Source organism: Variovorax sp. PEI5 (genome assembly GCF_056679935.1).
Window position 1 is genome coordinate 2,761,680 of the sequence record NZ_CM155257.1, and the last position, 17,819, is coordinate 2,779,498.

The 17,819-nt window shown below is 68.5% G+C and carries 16 protein-coding genes; 5 read left to right on the plus strand and 11 right to left on the minus strand.

Annotated features, from left to right (window positions below; translation table 11 throughout):
- Positions 1-123: 123 nt before the first annotated feature.
- Positions 124-2,130 (plus strand): polysaccharide biosynthesis protein, encoded by a 2,007-nt coding sequence (locus AC1MLT_RS12780; protein ID WP_481032579.1) that lies wholly within the window; start codon positions 124-126, stop codon positions 2,128-2,130.
- Positions 2,131-2,205: 75 nt separating this feature from the next.
- Here AC1MLT_RS12780 and AC1MLT_RS12785 read toward each other — a convergent pair whose 3' ends face one another.
- From AC1MLT_RS12785 to AC1MLT_RS12835, 11 genes are all read right to left on the minus strand, one after another.
- Complete coding sequence (locus AC1MLT_RS12785) at positions 2,206-2,421, minus strand: hypothetical protein (protein ID WP_296315536.1); 216 nt, start codon at positions 2,419-2,421, stop codon at positions 2,206-2,208.
- Positions 2,422-2,593: 172 nt separating this feature from the next.
- Positions 2,594-2,824, minus strand: coding sequence for a hypothetical protein (locus AC1MLT_RS12790; protein ID WP_481032580.1), 231 nt, complete (start codon positions 2,822-2,824; stop codon positions 2,594-2,596).
- Positions 2,825-2,951: 127 nt separating this feature from the next.
- Positions 2,952-5,216, minus strand: a complete 2,265-nt coding sequence (locus AC1MLT_RS12795) for a polysaccharide biosynthesis tyrosine autokinase (protein WP_481032581.1) — start codon at positions 5,214-5,216, stop codon at positions 2,952-2,954.
- Entirely contained in the window at positions 5,213-5,647 is a 435-nt protein-coding gene (locus AC1MLT_RS12800) for a low molecular weight protein-tyrosine-phosphatase (RefSeq protein WP_481032582.1), read from the minus strand. The genes AC1MLT_RS12795 and AC1MLT_RS12800 overlap by 4 nt, the downstream gene beginning before the upstream one ends.
- Positions 5,644-6,777: a polysaccharide biosynthesis/export family protein gene (locus tag AC1MLT_RS12805; RefSeq protein ID WP_481032583.1), complete on the minus strand. Its 1,134-nt coding sequence runs from the start codon at positions 6,775-6,777 to the stop codon at positions 5,644-5,646. The genes AC1MLT_RS12800 and AC1MLT_RS12805 overlap by 4 nt, the downstream gene beginning before the upstream one ends.
- 204 nt (positions 6,778-6,981) lie before the next feature.
- Positions 6,982-8,868 (minus strand): GspE/PulE family protein, encoded by a 1,887-nt coding sequence (locus tag AC1MLT_RS12810; protein WP_481035010.1) that lies wholly within the window; start codon positions 8,866-8,868, stop codon positions 6,982-6,984.
- A 125-nt stretch (positions 8,869-8,993) separates the two neighbouring features.
- Entirely contained in the window at positions 8,994-9,272 is a 279-nt protein-coding gene (minE, locus tag AC1MLT_RS12815) for a cell division topological specificity factor MinE (protein ID WP_481032584.1), read from the minus strand.
- Between the two features lie 3 nt (positions 9,273-9,275).
- A complete protein-coding gene (gene minD / locus AC1MLT_RS12820; protein WP_481032585.1) occupies positions 9,276-10,091 on the minus strand; it encodes a septum site-determining protein MinD in 816 nt (271 codons plus the stop codon).
- Positions 10,092-10,144: 53 nt separating this feature from the next.
- On the minus strand, positions 10,145-10,918 hold the full coding sequence (minC, locus tag AC1MLT_RS12825; RefSeq protein WP_481032586.1) for a septum site-determining protein MinC: 774 nt from the start codon (positions 10,916-10,918) through the stop codon (positions 10,145-10,147).
- Positions 10,919-11,053: 135 nt separating this feature from the next.
- A complete protein-coding gene (locus tag AC1MLT_RS12830) occupies positions 11,054-12,343 on the minus strand; it encodes a solute carrier family 23 protein (RefSeq protein ID WP_481032587.1) in 1,290 nt (429 codons plus the stop codon).
- A gap of 22 nt (positions 12,344-12,365) precedes the next feature.
- Entirely contained in the window at positions 12,366-12,797 is a 432-nt protein-coding gene (locus tag AC1MLT_RS12835) for a hotdog fold thioesterase (protein ID WP_481032588.1), read from the minus strand.
- Positions 12,798-12,906: 109 nt separating this feature from the next.
- On the opposite strand from AC1MLT_RS12835, the gene AC1MLT_RS12840 reads away from it, so the two are divergent.
- The 4 genes from AC1MLT_RS12840 (at position 12,907) to AC1MLT_RS12855 (ending at position 17,722) form a co-directional block, all read left to right on the plus strand.
- Complete coding sequence (locus AC1MLT_RS12840; RefSeq protein WP_481032589.1) at positions 12,907-14,187, plus strand: AsmA family protein; 1,281 nt, start codon at positions 12,907-12,909, stop codon at positions 14,185-14,187.
- A 127-nt stretch (positions 14,188-14,314) separates the two neighbouring features.
- Positions 14,315-16,327 carry an acetoacetate--CoA ligase gene (locus tag AC1MLT_RS12845; RefSeq protein ID WP_481032590.1) on the plus strand — a complete coding sequence of 671 codons (2,013 nt, stop codon included), beginning with the start codon at positions 14,315-14,317 and terminating at the stop codon, positions 16,325-16,327.
- Between the two features lie 144 nt (positions 16,328-16,471).
- Positions 16,472-17,011: a hypothetical protein gene (locus AC1MLT_RS12850; protein ID WP_481032591.1), complete on the plus strand. Its 540-nt coding sequence runs from the start codon at positions 16,472-16,474 to the stop codon at positions 17,009-17,011.
- A gap of 153 nt (positions 17,012-17,164) precedes the next feature.
- Positions 17,165-17,722: a hypothetical protein gene (locus tag AC1MLT_RS12855; protein WP_481032592.1), complete on the plus strand. Its 558-nt coding sequence runs from the start codon at positions 17,165-17,167 to the stop codon at positions 17,720-17,722.
- Positions 17,723-17,819 lie beyond the last annotated feature (97 nt).

Genomic DNA, 17,819 nt, shown 5'->3' on the forward strand with positions numbered 1-17,819 from the left:
CTATCTAAAATTTCACGAAACTAAAAATGTAGTTATTGGCCTCGAAAGCAACACCTGAAAAGAAGTGTTGCTTCACATTCCGCTGACAATGTCGGTTCTGAACGAAAGCTGAAGGTTGTTTCGTTGATTAATCGACTTGCCGAGAGTCTCGTGGGCTTGCCGCGTCCGTTAAAGCGATCATTGGCCTTGACGGTTGACGCGTTGTTGTGCTGGCTCTGCGTGTGGCTGGCATTGAGCCTGCGCTACGAGACATGGACACCCATTCACGACGAGCAGTGGTTCGCGGTGGTGTTCGCCGTCGCCCTGGCATTGCCCCTCTTCGTCTTCACGGGCCAGTACCGCGCAATCTTCCGGTACACGGATTCGGCCGCCCTGTTGTCGCTGACGCGCGCCTGCGGCGTCTTCATGCTGATCTACATGCTGGTCTTCGGCGTCATGGGCCTGGATTCGGTGCCGCGCAGCCTGGGACTGCTGGTGCCGATGCTGCTGTTCCTTACGGTCGGCCTTTCTCGGCTGGCGGCCCGCTACTGGCTGGGCGGCCTCTACTTGAGCCTGGTGCGGCGCAAGGCGCGCTCGCAGGTGGTGATCTATGGAGCCGGTTCGGCCGGCCGGCAGCTCGCCGCCGCGCTCGTGCACAACCCCGACATGGCCTTGCGCGCCTTCGTCGACGATGCCGTGCAACTTCAGGGCAGCAGCCTGCGTGGTATCAACATCCGTTCGCTGTCGTGGCTCCGGGCGCATGCGACGTCGATGGGCATCACCGATGTGTTGCTGGCCATGCCGTCGAGCAGCCACGTGCGCCGGGCGCAGATCCTCAACGAGCTGCTGCCGCTGGGCCTGCACGTGCGCACGCTGCCCGACATGGCCGACCTCATGCACGGCCGCGTTCGCATGCAGGACCTGCACGAGGTGGACATCGAGGACCTGCTCGGTCGCGATCCCGTGGCGCCCGATGCCGAACTGCTCGGCCGCCACATCCGTGGCCAGGTGGTGCTGGTGACCGGTGCCGGTGGCTCCATCGGCAGCGAGCTGTGCCGCCAGATCGTGCGCCAGCAGCCGGCCACCCTGCTGCTGGTGGAACTGAGCGAGTACGCGCTCTACGCCATCCACCAGGAACTGGAGAAGGCCGGTACCGGCGTGCGTCTGCTGCCCCTGCTGGCTTCGGTCCGCGACGCCGAGCGCATGCGCGAGATCATGAGCACGTGGCGGCCCGACACGGTCTATCACGCGGCGGCCTACAAGCACGTGCCCATGGTCGAGCACAACCCGGTCGAGGGCGTGCGCAACAACGCGCTGGGCACGCTGACGACGGCGCGCATCGCCTTGGAATGCAAGGTGCGCCAGTTCGTGCTGGTGAGCACCGACAAGGCCGTGCGGCCGACCAACATCATGGGCGCCAGCAAGCGCGCGGCCGAGCTGGCATTGCAGGGACTGGCGCAGCGCGCGTCGGGCACGCGCTTTTCGATGGTCCGTTTCGGCAACGTGCTGGGGTCGAGCGGATCGGTGGTGCCGCTGTTCCGCAAGCAGATCGAGGCGGGCGGGCCCATCACGCTCACGCATGCCGACATCACGCGCTATTTCATGACCATCCCCGAGGCGGCCCAGCTGGTGATCCAGGCCGGCGCCATGGCGCGCGGTGGCGACGTCTTTGTGCTCGACATGGGCCAGCCGGTGCGCATCATCGACCTGGCGCGGCGGCTCATCGAGCTGTCGGGCCGCACGGTGCGCGATGCCGATCGTCCCGATGGCGACATCGCCCTTCACATCACGGGCCTGCGTCCGGGCGAGAAGCTCTACGAGGAACTGCTGATCGGCGACAACGCGGAGCCGACGCCGCACCCCCGCGTGATGAAGGCGCACGAGGACTGCCCGTCATGGGCGGAGCTGGGGCGCATGTTCGAGCAGCTCGAAGCCGCGCTGGACCTCAACGACGTGCCCCGCGTCAAGCAGGTGCTCCAGTTCATGCTTCCGGGCTATCAGCCGCACGCCGAGGTGGTCGACTGGGTGCATCTGGAGAAAGCCAGGCGTGCCGCCCTCCGACCCGCGTTCCGCATGGCCGGGCGTCAAGGCCTGGCCCTGACGGACGACCACTCCGCCAATCACGTGAACGACGGCATCGTGCCGATCTGACTCCGGGAAGCGCGGTCTTGTGCGGTGGGTTGGCCACCGTGAGGCGACTCTCCGTCGGTCACGGTCGCCGCTTCCTCAGCGGCTGAACTCGGTCTGGCCGGCGACGGGAAAGTATTCCTTCTTCTGCAGGACGCCCAGGCTGTCGATGACCTGCTTGGAGGCCAGGAAGCCTTGCTGGCACGTCTGGCAGCGATAGGCGCGATAGCCCGCCAGCAGCTTCATCCACGATCGTCGTTCCATGCGGTCCAGCACCATGGGCGTGCAACCGCAGCCCGCTTTCAAAATCTTCATGCCCACTCCTGGCGCGGATGACCTCCATCCACAACTCACGGAAGTGTAGTTCTCATGAATACTTAAGTGCTAAATCGTATGTGTGGTTTTCCCTGCTTCCAGGCCTTTCCATCATCAAGGGAGAGGAAGAAAGGGCCCAGCCTGCCGGGTGTGGTGCTTGTCGCCGCTCGCCTCAGGGCGGAGAAGCCATCGTGATGAACAGCCGCTGTAGTTCGAGAAAGCGCTCCTCGCGCTGCGCGGCCAGCGAGGCCTCGATGATGCTTTTCGAAGCCAGGAACCCTCGTTCGCAATGCCGGCATCGGTAGGCCCGATGGCGCGGCAGCAACAGCCGCATCCAGAAACGGCGCCTGAGACGGTCGACCGCGAGCGGCGCGCAGCCGCATCCTGATTTCAGGATCTTCATTTTTTTCCTCTCCCCTGCAACGCGTCTTCGTTCGGAAGACCCTAGGAAATTCTAGGAAGGTTGCGGAGTGAGGAATTGCTTTTTCCGGGGATTTACACCTGTTCGGATTCGTGTCGAAACGGCTGACTCAGGCCTTGTATTTGTATTCGGTGTAACGGTAGCCGCCGTACTTGTAGCTGCCGTAGTGGCGCCGCGTCATGTCCATGGCGTTGAAGATCACGCCGGATGCGGGTTTGCCGACCTGCGTGAGGCGCTTGGCGCTCTCGTTGAGTTCGCCCAGTTGCGTCTGGTCGGCGCGCGCCACCAGCAGCACCACGCCGGCGAGCACGCTCGCGGCTGCGGCATCCGCGGCCACCAGCACCGGCGGCGTGTCGATGATCACCAGGTCGTACTGCGCCGACAGGGTGTCGAGCAGCTTGGCGAAGGTCTCCGACATCATCATGTCGGCCGCGTTGAGCGGCAGCTTGCCGGTGGTGATGAGGTCCAGGTTGGGGACCAGGCCGCGGCGGATGGCCTGGTCGGTGCCGATCATGCCGGCCAGCAGTTCAGACAACCCGTTCTCGCGCTGGGTGCCGAACTGCTGGTGGATGTGGCCCTTGCGCATGTCGGCGTCCACCAGCACCACGCGCTTGCCGGCGACGGCCATGATGGCGGCGAAGTTGGCCGAGATGAAGCTCTTGCCCACGCCCGGCGTCGCGCCGGTGATCATCACGCGGTTGTTGCCGGACTCCAGCGCCGCGAACTGCAGCGCGATGCGCAGGCTGCGCAGGCTCTCGATCGGCGGGCTCTCCGGGTTGGAGATGGCCAGCAGCTGCATGCCCGGCGTCTTGGCGCTGATGCGCTGCTCGATGGCGAGCTGCTCCGGGGTGAAGGGCACCACCGAATACACGTTCAGGCCGGTATGCGCCTCGATCTCCTGCGGGTTGCGGATGCCGCCCATGAACAGGCTGCGCACGATGGCCAGCGCCACGCCGGCCAGCAGGCCCAGCACCAGGCCCAGCGCGGCCACCAGCGGCTTCTGCGGCTTGACCGGGATCTTCGACGGCACGGCGCGGTCGAGCAGGCGCACGTTGCCGACCTTGCCCTCCTTGACCAGGCGCAGCTGCAGCGAGCTGTTGAGCAGCGACTTGTAGAGCTCGTTGTTCACGCGCACGTCGCGTTCGAGCCGCAGGGCGTCCTGCTCGATGGTCGGCAGCTTGCTGACGCGGTTGTTGAGCGCGCCGATCTCGCGGTTGATGGCGGCGATCTGGCCGTCGACGATCTTCACGCGGGGGTTGATGTCGGTGAACTTGGCGGCCAGCGCCCGGCGTTCCTGCTGGGCTTCGAGCAGCTTGGTCTGCAGCTCGACCGTCTGGCCCAGCACGCCCTTGGCTTCCTCGTCCAGGGCGATGGTGCCGTTCTTGTTGCGAAAGCGCGTGTACAGATCCTCCGAGGCCTCCACCTGCTTCCTGAACTCGGGCAGCTGGCTGTCGAGGAAGCTGATGGTCTTCTCGGCCTCGGCGGCCTTGCGCTCGACGTTCTGGCGCACATAGGCGGCGCCGATGGCATTGAGGGTGGTCGTGAGCCGCGCGCGGTCGCTGTCTTCCAGCGAGACCGTGATGACGTTCGACTGCTTGCCCTGCTCGCCGAGCTGCAGGCGCTTCTGCAGGTCTTCGATGGTGGCCAGGCGCGAGGCGCGCGACACCCTGAATTGGGCGCCGGGACGGCCGTCCAGCTGCGAGACCATCATGCTGATCGGGCCGGTGTCGGCATCGCCGGCGAATTCCAGCGGCTGCCCGACGGTGCCGGTCAGCGGCTGGCGCAGGTCCTCGTGGTCGAGCTGGTAGCGGTTCTCGCCCAGGGCGGTGACGGTGAAGGGCTTGCCGTCCTCGAGCTCGGGCGGCACGTTCAGGCGCTCGACCTCGATGTCCTCGCGGCCGGTGACGTAGCCGTCGAGGCCCAGGAAGCCGGGCGTCGAGAGGTCGTGCGAGCGGCGCGCGAGCCATTCGCCCACGATCGGCAGGTAGCGCGGCTTGGCATCGATGTAGAGCCGGGTGGCGTCCACCGCGTTGCCCAGCACCATGCGCGAGCGCAGGATCTGGATCTCCCCGGTGGCGGGCGTCTTCACCTCGAACAGGCTGGTGGCGTCGCCCAGGAAGCCCTTGGCGTCGGGCGCGGTGTCCTCGACCTGGATCAGCAGGTTCGACTGATAGATGGGCGTGGCCAGCAGCGCATAGGCCACCCCCAATGCCAGGCCCAGCGCCGTGACGCCGGCCACCAGCCACTTGCGGTCGACCAGGATGTCGATGTACTCGGCGAGGTTGATCTCGTCGTCGCGCCCGCCATGGGAGGCGGCGGGCGTGGCTGGTTGGGCGGCGCGCGCCAGGGTCGATGCGGTGGCGGAGGGCGTCATTTGAATTGCTTGATTCGCTCGGCCCAGGCGGTGGCACCGGCATCGATGAGGCGATAGGCGTGGTCGAAGGCGGCCTGCCCGCGGCGGTAGGGGTCGGGCACGTCGAGCTTGAGCGTCTCGGTCAGGCGGAACACCCGGCCGCGCGCGAACGGAAAGCGCGCCTCGATGTAGCGCCGCTGCTCGTTGTCCATGGTCAGGATGAGATCGGCCGACTGGCACATGGCCTGGTTGATCTGGCGCGCGATGTGGCTCTCGATGTCCAGCCCGCGCGCGGTCATGAGCTCGCGCGCGATCGGGTCGGCCTGCTGGCCGATCAGCGCGCCGGTGCCCGCCGAGGTCACTTCGATGCCGGGCGCCGCCGCCGCGAGCAGGGCCTGGCCCATGGGACTGCGGCAGATGTTGCCGATGCAAACGACCAATACGGATTTCATCGCGTCGAGATCTGGCTGCCGGTGTAGAGCACCTGGGCGCTGGGGAGGATGAGGCTGATGATGCGGTTCCACTGCACCAGCGGCACCGGGTCGATGTAGACCACGTCGCGCGGCTTGAGGGCGAAGTTGTCGGCCAGCGCCAGCGCGGCGGGCGAGTTGGCGTCGAGGTGGAACAGCGCCGGGTCGCCCTGGGCGTTGTTGCGGATGACGTAGATCTGCGCGGTGTTGCCGGTCGTGCGGTCCGGGCCGCGCGCCTCGCCCAGCGCCTGGTTGAGCGAGAGGCGGCCGTTGTTCATGGTCAGCGCGGCCGGCACCGTGGCCTCGCCCATCACGTAGACCTTGTTCTCCTCGCGGCTGCGCACGGTGACGATGTCGTCGTTCTGCAGCAGGATGCGGTTGGGGTTGATGCCCAGCTCCTCCAGCGCGATGAGGTCGATGCGCGTGGTGACGTCGCCGCGCGTGAGGTGCACCACCGCGCGGTCACCCAGGGTGGTGATGCCGCCGGCGCGGCTGAGCGCCTGGGGCAATGTCATGGGCACGTCGGTGAAGGGTTGCAGGCCCGGCGTGCGGACCTCGCCCTCGACATAGGCGCGGCGGCTGCGGAACGACACGATGCGCACCGACACCTGTGGCTCGCGGATGTACTTGGTGAGGCGGCGCTCGATGAGGTCGCTGGCCTCGATCTCGGTCAGGCCCGCGACCTTAACGCGGCCGATGTACGGAAAGCTCACCTCGCCGCCCGCGCTGACGATGAAGCCGGGCGCCGAACTGATGCCGGTCGGATCGACCTGCTGGGTGATGACGGCGGAGGCGGCGGGCAGCAGGTCGGGGTTGTCGTAGACCACGATGCCGATGACGTCGCTCGGGCCGATGGTGTAGGGCTTGGGCGTGCCGAACAGGGCCTTGACTTCCGGCGCGACGTCACGCGGGCGCGACAGGCGCTGCGCCTGGACCAGTTCCTTGGTGATCGGGATGATCACGCCCTGCGGCGGGTTGTCCGGGTCGCCGGCCACGTACTGGCCCAGCGGCACGCTGGTGCGCGCGCCCACGTCGGCATAGCCGAAGCCCGGCGCGGTGACCACCGCGCAGCCCTGCAGTCCCCACAGCACCGCCATGCATCCGGCAAGCATCCACCTGCCGCGTCCCGCGCGGCGCTCGTTCAACATGTTGCGATTCAACTCGGATCCTCGGAGTTACCTTGGCGAAATGCACCCGGCACACACACTTACATGGCACTTACAGGCCGTAATTGTGAGTGAAGGTTAACTGATCAGTCACGCGAATTGAAAGGTGATATCGCCACTGTTCGCAAATTCGAGACGCACCGATCGTCGCTACACATTGCTGGTGGCGCGGACTTCGTCGATGGTGGTCACGCCGGCGAGCACCTTGTCGATGCCGTCCTGGCGCAGGGTGCGCATGCCCTGGCGCAGCGCGGTGGCCTGGAGCGCCTCGGCGCGGGCGCCGGTCTGGATGAGATGGCGCAGTTCGCGCGAGATCACCATCAGCTCGTGCAGGCCGGCGCGGCCCTTGAAGCCGGAGTCCTCGCACTCCGCGCAGCCGGGGCTCGAATACATGGGGATCTGGCCGTCGCGGCCATGGCGGCGCGTCCAGGACGCGCGCACGGCGTCGCGCTCGCTGGCGGTGGATTCGCCGCCGAAGGCATGCAGGTAGTCCGACAGCAGCTCGTCGACTTCCTCCGGGGTCGCGGGGCGGCTGGTGCGGCAATGCGGGCACAGCCGCCGCACCAGGCGCTGCGCCAGGATGGCGAGCAGCGAGTCGGCGAAGTTGAACGGGTCCATGCCCATGTCGAGCAGGCGGGTCACGGTCTCCGGCGCGCTGTTGGTGTGCAGCGTGGAGAGCACCAGGTGGCCCGTGAGCGAGGCCTCCACGGCGGTCTTGGCGGTCTCCTCGTCGCGGATCTCGCCGACCATGATCACGTCCGGGTCGGCCCGCAGGAAGGCCCGCAGCGCCTTGGCGAAGGTCCAGTCGATGCGCGGGTTGATCTGCACCTGGCGCAGGCCGGCCTGGGTGATCTCCACCGGGTCCTCGGCGGTCCAGATCTTGCGCTCGGGCTGGTTGATGTGGCTGAGCGCCGAGTGCAGCGTGGTGGTCTTGCCCGAGCCGGTGGGACCGACGCACAGCACCATGCCGTAGGGCCGCTCCACCGCGCGCTTCAGGCGCTCCATGTTGCTCACCGACAGGCCCAGCTTCTCCAGCGGGATGGGCTTGGCCGAGGCCAGGATCCGCATCACCACGTCCTCCAGGCCGTTGTTGGTGGGGATGGTGGCCACGCGCAGCTCGATCTTGTGCTGCGGCGAGAACTTGGCGAAGTTGATCTTGCCGTCCTGCGGCTTGCGCTTCTCGCTGATGTCGAGGTCGCACATGATCTTGATGCGGGCGATCAGCGCGTTGCGGTAGTTGGGCGGCAGCTCCAGGTGGCTGCGCAGCTGGCCGTCCTTGCGGAAGCGGATGCGGATCTTCTCGCGCCCCGGATAGCTCTCGATGTGGATGTCGGAGACGCCGCTCTCGTGGGCGTCGATGATCATGCGGTTGATCATGCGCACCAGCGAGTTGTCCGACTGCTCGATCGACTCGTCCTCGTCGGCGCCGTCCTTGGTGCCTTCCTTCTCCAGCGTGAGCAGCAGGTCCTCGGTGTTGCTGGGCGCGAACTCCAGCGGCTGCAGCGTGGCGTTGCCGAAGCGGTTGTCGGCCAGGGCGCCGATGCGGTCGTAGGCCGCGTGCAGCGCGCGATTGAGGTCGCGGCACTGGGCCAGCACCGGCACGATCTTCATCTGCGCGTTGAACTCGGCCTCGTCGATGGCGCTGTGGCGGTTGGACGGATCGTCCATGGCGATGACCAGCCGGCCCTCGTGCACCAGCAGCGGCATGATCTCCAGCCGCTGCGCCGTGGTGTAGCTGAGCTTGCGCAGGGCCTCGGGCTCGGGCTGGAAGGCATCGACGTCGACCAGCGGATAGCCCATCTTGCGCCGCAGCGCGATCTGGAGCTCGGCGCGCGAGACGGCGCCGCTGTTGACCAGCAGCTCGCCCACCGGCACGCGCCGGTCGAGCTGCTGGCGCGACAGCGCCTCGGTCAGCTGCTCGGGCGTGATCATGCCCAGCGAGACCAGCGCCTCGCCGATGCGCACCATGGGCATGCGCGCCTGGCGCGCGATGGCGCGCAGCAGTTCGTCGGGGGTGGTGACGATGCCCGACGACAGGGCGTTGCCGATGCCCTCGGCGCCCGGGACGGGGGCGGCGGTCACGTTCCGGTCCAGCGATTTCGACTCGCTCATCGATGCACTCCAAGGATTGCGCGACCTGGAGCCGCGAGCAGGGGAAAGGGTCAGCGCGCGGGCGCGGGCACGCTTTCGGGAAGTTCGATCTTGATGTCGAGCACTTCGAGATCGTCCTGCCGCTCCAGATGAACCTTGATGTCCTCGGGGTTGATCGAGACGTACTTGGAGATGACCGCCATCAGCTCGCGCTGGAGATCGGGCAGGTAGTCGGGCCGCTTGGTGCCGCTCAGGCCGGAGCGTTCGTGGGCGAGGATGATCTGCAGCCGCTCCTTGGCGACCGTGGCGGTTTTTTTCTTTTCGCCCAGAAGGAAGGAGAGGAAGGACATGGCTTACTTGCCTCCGAACAGGCGCTTGAAGAAGCCGGGCTTCTCGGCTTCCGTGAAGCGCATCGGGCGATCCTCGCCCAGGAACCGCGCCACCACGTCGGTGTAGGCCTCGGACACGTCGGTGCCCTTGTCGTGGATGGCCGGCACGCCCTGGTTGGAGGCGTTGAGCACGGTCTCGGATTCCGGGATGACGCCGATGAGCTTGATGCGCAGGATGTCCTGGATGTCCTCCAGCGACAGCATCTGGCCGCCGGCCACGCGGTGCGGGTTGTAGCGGGTGATGAGCAGGTGCTCCTTGATCGGCTCGCCGCCGTCCTTGGCGCGCTTGGTCTTGCTGCCGAGCATGCCCAGGATGCGATCGGAGTCGCGCACCGAGGAGACCTCCGGGTTGGTGACGATCAGCGCCTCGTCGGCGAAGTGCATCGCCATCAGGGCGCCGGTCTCGATGCCGGCGGGCGAGTCGCACACGATGTAGTCGAAGTCCATGGCCGACAGCTCCTTGAGCACGCGCTCGACACCATCCTGCGTGAGCGCGTCCTTGTCGCGCGTCTGCGAGGCCGCCAGCACGAACAGGTTGTCGCACTGCTTGTCCTTGATCAGCGCCTGGCTGAGGTTGGCCTCGCCCTGGATGACGTTGATGAGGTCGTACACCACGCGGCGCTCGCAGCCCATGATCAGGTCGAGGTTGCGCAGACCGACGTCGAAATCGATGACCGCCGTCTTCTTTCCGGCCAGCGCCAGTCCTGTCGAGAAGCTGGCGCTCGTGGTCGTCTTGCCGACGCCGCCCTTGCCCGAGGTCACCACCACTATCTTGGCCATCGATTTGTTCCTTGTACGCTTTTTCGGTTGTTGGGTTGTTCTGGGACGGGCCATCAGAGGAGGGCGTCCATCAGGAGCTTCTTGTCGTCCAGATGGATCTGGACCGCCTTGCCCTGCAGGTGCGCGGGCAGGTCGACTTCGGAAGTGCGGTAGATGCCCGCGATGGCCACGAGCTGGGCTTCCATGCAGGTCGTGAAGATGCGGGCGCTGGTGTCGCCCCGGGCGCCGGCGATGGCCTTGCCCCGCAGCGGCGCGTAGACGTGGACGTTGCCGTCGGCGATGACCTCGGCGCCGAAGTTCACCACCGCCAGCACGATGACGTCGCCGCCGCGCGCGTACACCTGCTGGCCGGAGCGCATCGGCTTGTCGATGACCAGGGTGCTGCCGGGCACCGGGACCTCGCGCACGATCTGCACCGGCTCGCTCGCGGGGGCCGGGGCGGGCGCCGGTGCCGGGGCGCGCGAGCCGGGAGCGGGGGCGACGGGCATCGTGGCGATCGACAGGCCGGCGGCGCGCGCCGCGGCGTTGTGGGCCTCGCTGCCGCCGCGCAGGGCGATGGGTTGGGTCTGGTAGCGCGCGAGCAGGTCGCGCAGCGCGCGGAAATCGATGGTGGCGGGCGGTCCGCCGCCCAGGTGCTCGGGCAGTTGCGACAGGTCGATGACGACCGGTTCCTGTTCGAAGAAATCCGGCGAGTCGGCCAGTTGTTCCTCCAGTGCGGAAGCGAGCAGGGGGAGGTCCGCCGTCTTCAAAATCACCGCGATCAGCGGCAGCGTGGCGCTCTTGAATTCGAAAACCGCCTTGGTGCGCGCGGCGGAAGCATCGGCCATGGGATGAATTCGTCCGAAAAGCGGAGAAGTCTAACGGCGCCGGCCGACGGACGATAGCGCCTTGTACGTCGAGCGGCTGGCACCGCGAGGATACGAATCCAATAAATCTAAACTTTAGTAGTCATGTAGACAAGATCACGCGTTCTTCGTCCGGCCCAGCAAGGCCCACAGGATCAGCGCGCCGAAGGTGGCGGTGCCGATGCCGCCCAGAGCGAATTGGCCGAATCTGAGCGTGAAGTCGCCGGTTCCGATGATCAGGGTGATGGCCGCGACGATCAGGTTGCGGTTCTGTGAGAAGTCGACCCGGTTGTCGACCCAGATCTTGGCGCCGGCCACCGCGATCAGGCCGAAGACGACGATGCTCACGCCGCCCATCACCGGCAATGGGATGGCCTGGATCAACGCGCCGAATTTCGGACTGAATCCCAGCAGCAGCGCGATCACGGCCGCCACCACGAACACCGCCGTCGAATAGATGCGCGTGGCCGCCATGACGCCGATGTTCTCGGCATAGGTGGTCACGCCGGTGCCGCCGGCCATGCCGCTGACCACCGTGGCCACGCCATCGCCGATGAAGGCGCGGCCGATCAGCGGGTCGAGGTTGCGGCCGGTCATGGCCGTCACGGCCTTCAGGTGGCCCAGGTTCTCGGCCACCAGCACGATGGCCACCGGCGCGATCAGGAGCATGGCGTTGCCGGTGAAGACCGGCGCCGTGAAGGCCGGCAGGCCGAACCAGGCGGCGTTGGCGATGCCCGCGAGATCGACCGGCTTGCCCAGGCCCAGGCCGTTGGTCAGCACGGCATAGACCGCCGTCGCCAGGGCGAGGCCCACCAGGATCAGCAGGCGCTGCACCATCCCGCGCGCGAACACCGCCACCAGCCCCACGCACAGGAAGGTCATGGCCTGCATCCAGGCGTCGAAGTTGCCCGCGGCCATGTTCTTGATCGGCACGTTCGCCAGGTTCAGCCCGATCACCGCCACCACCGCGCCGGTCACGACCGGGGGCATGAAGCGCTCGATCCAGCCGGTGCCCACGGCCTGCACCAGCGCGCCGATGGCGATGTAGAGCGCGCCGCAGGCGACGATGCCGCCGAGCGCGACGGCGATGTTGGCGTTGGGCCCCGGGCCGGCATAGCCGCTCGCCGCGATCACCACGCCGATGAAGGCGAAGCTCGACCCCAGGTAGCTCGGGACCCGCCCGCCGGTGATGAAGAAGAAGATCAGCGTGCCGATGCCGCTCATCAGGATGGCGATGTTGGGGTTGAACCCCATCAGGATCGGCGCCAGCACGGTGGCGCCGAACATGGCGATCACGTGCTGCACGCCCATCACGGCGGTCTGCGGCCAGGGCAGGCGTTCGTCGGGGGCGACGACGGCGCCGTCGGCGGTCGCGCGGACTTCGCGCCATTGGAAGAGGGAGGTCATGTCGGGGCGGCGGAGGCTCGGTTCACTTGATGTTGCGGGGCAGCAGGATGCTCACCGTCAGGCGCGAGACGCAGGTGAGTTCACCGGCGTCGTTGGTCATGTCGATCTGCCAGACCTGGGTGGTGCGCCCGCGATGCACCGGCCGCGCGGTGCCGGTGACCCAGCCGGCCGTGGCCGCGCGCAGGTGGTTGGCGTTGATGTCCAGGCCGACCGCGCGGTGGCCCTCGGGCGCGGCATGGTAGGCGCCGCTGGAGCCCAGCGTCTCGGCCAGCACCACCGACACGCCGCCATGCAGCAGGCCATAGGGCTGGACCGTGCGTTCGTCGACCGGCACGCGACCGCGCAGGAAATCGTCGCCGATCTCGGTGAATTCGATGCCCAGCCGCGAGATGGCGGTGTTCAGCGCGCCCTGGGCGAGCAGGTCGAGCGAGATCGGTTTTTGCCAGATGGCCATGCGGGCTCCTGAGGGGGGAAGGGGGCGGACGCAAAACTATAGCGAGCGCCGCGGCCGGCGGCGTCGCCGAGGTGCCCATGGGACCGGCGCCAACCCTTAAGCTGTATGGATGACATCACCCGTTCGACGACGACTGGCCCTGGGTGCGCTCACGCTGGCGGTCGCGGCCGGCGGCGCGCTGGGCGTCGTGGTCTGGACATTGCCGGGCGACGACGAGGTCGCCGCGCGCGTGATCCGGGAGTTCGACGAGCGCACCGGCATCGGGCTGAGCATCGGCCGCCTGCACTGGTCGCTCTGGCCGCGTCCGAATGTCGTGGTGGAGGACCTCGCCACGGTCCAGGACGAACCCATCCTCGTGCGCCGCGCCTCGGCCGTGATGCCATGGCGCGCGGTGTTCGCGCGCGAGATCCGCCTCGAGACGGTCGAGGCCGATGGCATCACCCTGCCGCGCGCCTCGGCCCGGGCCTTCCGGGGCAAGGGCGGCGCCGGCCTGTCGGAAGCGACCGGGGCCTGGCGGGTGGCCGACACGCCCGTGCCGCGCGCCCGCGTCACCGACCTGACGTGGATCGACCGCCGGGGCATCGCCCTGCGCTACGACGGCGAAGTCGAATTCGACCCGCACTGGCGGCCGCGCACCGCCGAGATCCGCCGGCGCGAGGTCGAGCCGCCCGCGCGGGCCCGCATCGAGCGCGAGGACCCGCAGAGCGACCGCTGGCGCGTGCTGGTCGACCTGGCCGGCGGCACCTGGAATGGCGCGGCCAGCCTGGAGACGGCGCCCCAGGGCCGCATGAGCCTGACGGGGCGGTTGGAGCCGCGGCAGATCGACCTCGAACTGCTGCTGCAGACCTTCGGGCGCGGCGCCCCGGTCGCGGGCACGCTGCGCGGCGACACCACCTTCGATGCCACCGGCGCCACCGTGCCCGCCCTGTGGCAGAACCTGCACACGCGCACGCGCTTCGACGTCAGTCCGGCCACGCTCACGCGCTTCGATCTGGCGCGCGCCGTCAGGAGCGCCGGCACCACGCGCGGCGGCCGCACGCCGCTCGACCAGCTCACCGGCACGCTCGACACGCAGACCACCGACGACGGCATCGAACTGCGCTACCACGACATGAAGGCGCGCTCGGGCGTGCTGACCGCGACGGGCAGCGCGCACATCCTCAACCGCCGCCTCGATGGCGAGGTGGCGGTGGACATCATCGACGGCGTGGTCGGCGTGCCGCTCAAGCTCGGCGGCACGCTCGACAGTCCCGAGCTGTCGCTCACCGGCGGCGCCCTGGCCGGCGCGGCGGTCGGCACGGCGGTGCTGCCCGGCGTCGGCACCGCGATCGGCGCGCGCATCGGCCAGCAGATCGAGCGCCTGTTCGGGGGTGGCAAGAGCCGCAAGTGAGACGCGCGCCGTCGCGCAGGCGTCAGCGCGGGGCGCGATCCGGGCACATGCCGATGGACAGCCCGGCCGGCCTGCGGTCGACTCGCCCACCGGCGTCCCCGCCGCGTCCTCAATTCCAGCCGATCCCATGACCGCTCCGAACATCCCCCTGATCCGCCTCTACCAGGACTGGCTGCGCGCCACGCGCGGCCTGTCCTTCGACAACTACGACGCCCTGTGGCGCTGGTCGGTCACCGACCTGGAGGGCTTCTGGCGCAGCATCTGGGACTACGCGGACGTGCGGTCGCCGGCGCCGCCCGCGACGGTGCTGGCCGAGCGCCGGATGCCGGGCGCGGTGTGGTTTCCCGGCACGCGGGTGAACTACGCGCGCGAGGTGCTGCGCCACGTCGATGCCGCGCATGCCGCCGGCCAGCCCGCGATCGTCAGCGAGGACGAGCGCGGCACGGTGCGCGAGATGTCCTGGCCCGAGCTGCGGCGTCAGGTCGCCTCGGTCGCGCTCGAACTCAGGGCGCTGGGCGTGCGGCGCGGCGACCGCGTCGCGGCCTACCTGCCCAACGTGCCCGAGACCATCGTCGCCTTCCTGGCCTGCTCCAGCATCGGCGCGGTCTGGAGCGTGTGCGCCCCGGACATGGGCGCCGCCGCCGTGGTCGACCGCTTCCGCCAGATCGAGCCGGTCGTGCTGATCGCCACCGATGGCGTGCACTATGGCGGCCGGCCGCTCGACCGTGGCGCCGTGGTGCGCGAACTGCGCGCCCAGCTGCCCAGCGTGCGCAGCCTGCTGCTGGTGCGCAGCGGCTACGCCACCGGGACGCTCGACGCCGAGGCCGACTGGGCCGCCGCCAGCGCGCGCGACGATGCCGCCGTCGCCGCCTTCGAGCCCGAATGGCTGCCGTTCGACCACCCGATCTGGATCCTCTATTCCAGCGGCACCACCGGCCTGCCCAAGGCCATCGTCCACGGCCAGGGCGGCATCATCCTGACGATGTACGCGTGCGGGCTGCACAACGACATCGGCGCGGCCTACAGCGCCAACAACGCCGGCGAGCGCTACCACTGGTACAGCTCCACCGGCTGGGTGATGTGGAACTCGCAGCTCTCGGGCCTGGCGATGGGCGCGACCATCGCGCTGTACGACGGCCATCCGGCCGGCAGCCGCGAGCAGCCCGACTGGGGCGTGCTGTGGCGCTTCGTGGCGCGCCACCGGGTCACCTTCTTCGGCGCCGGCGCGGCCTACTTCGCCAACTGCATGAAGGCCGGTGTCGACGTCGCCGCCTGCGGCGACCTGTCCCGCGTGCGGGCGCTCGGCAGCACCGGCTCGCCGCTGGCCGAGGACGTGCAGCGCTGGGGCAGCGCGCAGCTCGCGATGGCCGGCGCGCCGGCCGTGTGGTGGTGCAACATCTCCGGCGGCACCGATTTCTGCGGCGCCTTCGTCGGCGGCCACCGCGAGCTGCCCGAGGTGCCCGGCCAGATGCAGTGCCGCCAGCTCGGCGCCGCGGTGGAGGCCTGGGACGAGCAGGGCCGGCCGGTCGTCGGCGAGGTCGGCGAGCTGGTCTGCGTGCAGCCGATCCCGTCGATGCCGCTCTACCTCTGGAACGACCCGGACCGGGCGCGCTACCTGTCGAGCTATTTCGACACCTATCCGGGCATCTGGCGCCACGGCGACTGGATCCGCATCGGCGCCGATGGCGGCTGCGTCATCTACGGCCGCAGCGACGCCACCATCAACCGCCAGGGCCTGCGCATGGGCACCAGCGAGATCTACAGCGCCGTCGAGCGCCTGCCGGAGGTGCTCGACTCGATGGTGGTCGACCTCGAATACCTGGGCTGCGAGAGCTACATGCCGCTGTTCGTCGTGCTGCGCGAGGGCCACGCGCTCGACGACGCCCTGCGCGAGCGCATCGCCCGGGCCATCCGGACCTCGCTGTCGCCGCGCTTCGTGCCCGACGAGGTGTTCCAGGTGGCCGAGATCCCGCGCACGCTGTCGGGCAAGAAGCAGGAGCTGCCGATCAAGAAGCTGTTGCTGGGCCAGCCGATCGAGAAGGTGGTCAACCGTGAAGCCATGGCCAATCCGGGCTGCCTGGACTGGTATGTCGAGCTGGCCGCCCGGCGACGCGCCACGGCGGCCGCGAGCGCGGCCTGAGGTCCGCCCGTCCCGCCGGGTTCGCCAGGCATCGGGGTCGATGGTGATTCGGATCGCTCCGACACCCGACCGACCCATAATTTTCCATGCCCGTTCGCTCTCGATTCATGACACCGATCGTCTCCTCCTGACCTCGCCCGTCCCTTGATCGAATCCCATCCTCCACGCGGCGTCGGATCGCGCTTCCTGCATCCGCTGGCGATCGCCTCGGTCTGCGCGACCTGCGTGACCTGCTTGATCTGCCCGACCGGCGCAACGGCCGCCGGCCTGCAGATCAAGGGCCTGTCCGATCCGCGCGGGCCGGTGGCGGGGCGCTCGCAATCCCGCGCGCCGCTGCGCGTCAGCGACGGTTTCTGCGTGATCTCCGAGGCGCGCGCGGCCGTGCAGCTGGCCTTCAGCAACTCCCACGGGCCGGCGGGCGACGGCCGGAGCTGGATCGCCAGGAACGAGGCCGGGATGCCCTTCAGCTACCTGCAGTTCGTCTCCAATGCCGACCTGACCGACGAGGTCCAGGTCTCGAGCCCGGGCCGGTCGACCTTCGTGGTGACCGCCGGCCATGCCCTGGCCGGCCCCGACTGCGGCCGCGGCAACGTCGTCAAGTCGGTCGTGCCGACCCACGAGGCCGGTCCCGCGGGCAGTGGAAATTTCACGGATGTCGTCACGGTGGTGGCTTCTCCGTTGTGACGCCGACGGCGCGACCGGCCGAGCCCGTCCCGTCGCCGGCCCAGTGATCTCTCCCGACGGTGGTCGCATCGGCGGGTGGGATGGGACGGATGGCCGACGCCATCCGCCTTCGATCGAGCAGGTTTCCTCTTTCCGATTCACAAGGGAGTAGTCATGACAAAACTCAAGATGGCTTTTCTGGCTCTGGCGGCGGTGTCGGGCATGGCGGGCGCGGCGACCCAGGGCACCCTGGGCGCCACGTCGACCGGCACGTTCACCAACACCTTCACCGGGGCCCCGCGCCAGGTGCAGGTCCTCGATCTCAAGGACGCCACGATGACGCCGACCTCGGGCAACGTGACCAATGCCGTGGTCACCGGCAAGCCGGGTGTCACCGACCGGTTCTGCGTCGTCGACACGTATGGCGGGGCGGTCAAGCTGACCCTGACGAGCAATCACGGCCGCGCCAGTGCCCTGGCGCACAACGCGAAGTCGGTGGCCGGCACCACGCTGGTGTTCAACCAGAGCCTCATGATCGATGGCGGCGCGTCGAGCATCACCGACCTGGACACGACGGGCTTCGTGGTCCCGGCGACCAAGGTCGTCCAGTCGGCGGGCGCCTGCGGCTCGGGCAACGTGGCCAAGAGCATCTCCCTCAACAACGGCGCGGCGCTCGCCGTCGGCAGCGACACCTTCACCGCCGTCATCACGGTGCTCGCGTCGCCGAACTGATCCGGTTCTGAAAAGGGCCGCGCGGCACGCGGGTCCGATGGTTCCGGCGCCGATTCGATTCCAGAATCCACGGACCCGATGGCGCCACCGCCATCCG

Bases quoted from the DNA above. Each gene is read 5' to 3' on its own strand.
- AC1MLT_RS12835 (WP_481032588.1), bottom strand. From the start codon at position 12,797: ATGGCCATCTGGCAAAAACCGATCTCGCTCGACCTGCTCGCCCAGGGC.
- AC1MLT_RS12795 (WP_481032581.1), bottom strand. From the start codon at position 5,216: ATGACGCCCTCCGCCACCGCATCGACCCTGGCGCGCGCCGCCCAACCA.
- minD (WP_481032585.1), bottom strand. From the start codon at position 10,091: ATGGCCAAGATAGTGGTGGTGACCTCGGGCAAGGGCGGCGTCGGCAAG.
- AC1MLT_RS12840 (WP_481032589.1), top strand. From the start codon at position 12,907: ATGACATCACCCGTTCGACGACGACTGGCCCTGGGTGCGCTCACGCTG.
- minE (WP_481032584.1), bottom strand. From the start codon at position 9,272: ATGTCCTTCCTCTCCTTCCTTCTGGGCGAAAAGAAAAAAACCGCCACG.
- AC1MLT_RS12790 (WP_481032580.1), bottom strand. From the start codon at position 2,824: ATGAAGATCCTGAAATCAGGATGCGGCTGCGCGCCGCTCGCGGTCGAC.
- AC1MLT_RS12785 (WP_296315536.1), bottom strand. From the start codon at position 2,421: ATGAAGATTTTGAAAGCGGGCTGCGGTTGCACGCCCATGGTGCTGGAC.
- AC1MLT_RS12805 (WP_481032583.1), bottom strand. From the start codon at position 6,777: ATGCTTGCCGGATGCATGGCGGTGCTGTGGGGACTGCAGGGCTGCGCG.
- AC1MLT_RS12800 (WP_481032582.1), bottom strand. From the start codon at position 5,647: ATGAAATCCGTATTGGTCGTTTGCATCGGCAACATCTGCCGCAGTCCC.
- AC1MLT_RS12855 (WP_481032592.1), top strand. From the start codon at position 17,165: ATGACAAAACTCAAGATGGCTTTTCTGGCTCTGGCGGCGGTGTCGGGC.
- AC1MLT_RS12845 (WP_481032590.1), top strand. From the start codon at position 14,315: ATGACCGCTCCGAACATCCCCCTGATCCGCCTCTACCAGGACTGGCTG.
- minC (WP_481032586.1), bottom strand. From the start codon at position 10,918: ATGGCCGATGCTTCCGCCGCGCGCACCAAGGCGGTTTTCGAATTCAAG.
- AC1MLT_RS12830 (WP_481032587.1), bottom strand. From the start codon at position 12,343: ATGACCTCCCTCTTCCAATGGCGCGAAGTCCGCGCGACCGCCGACGGC.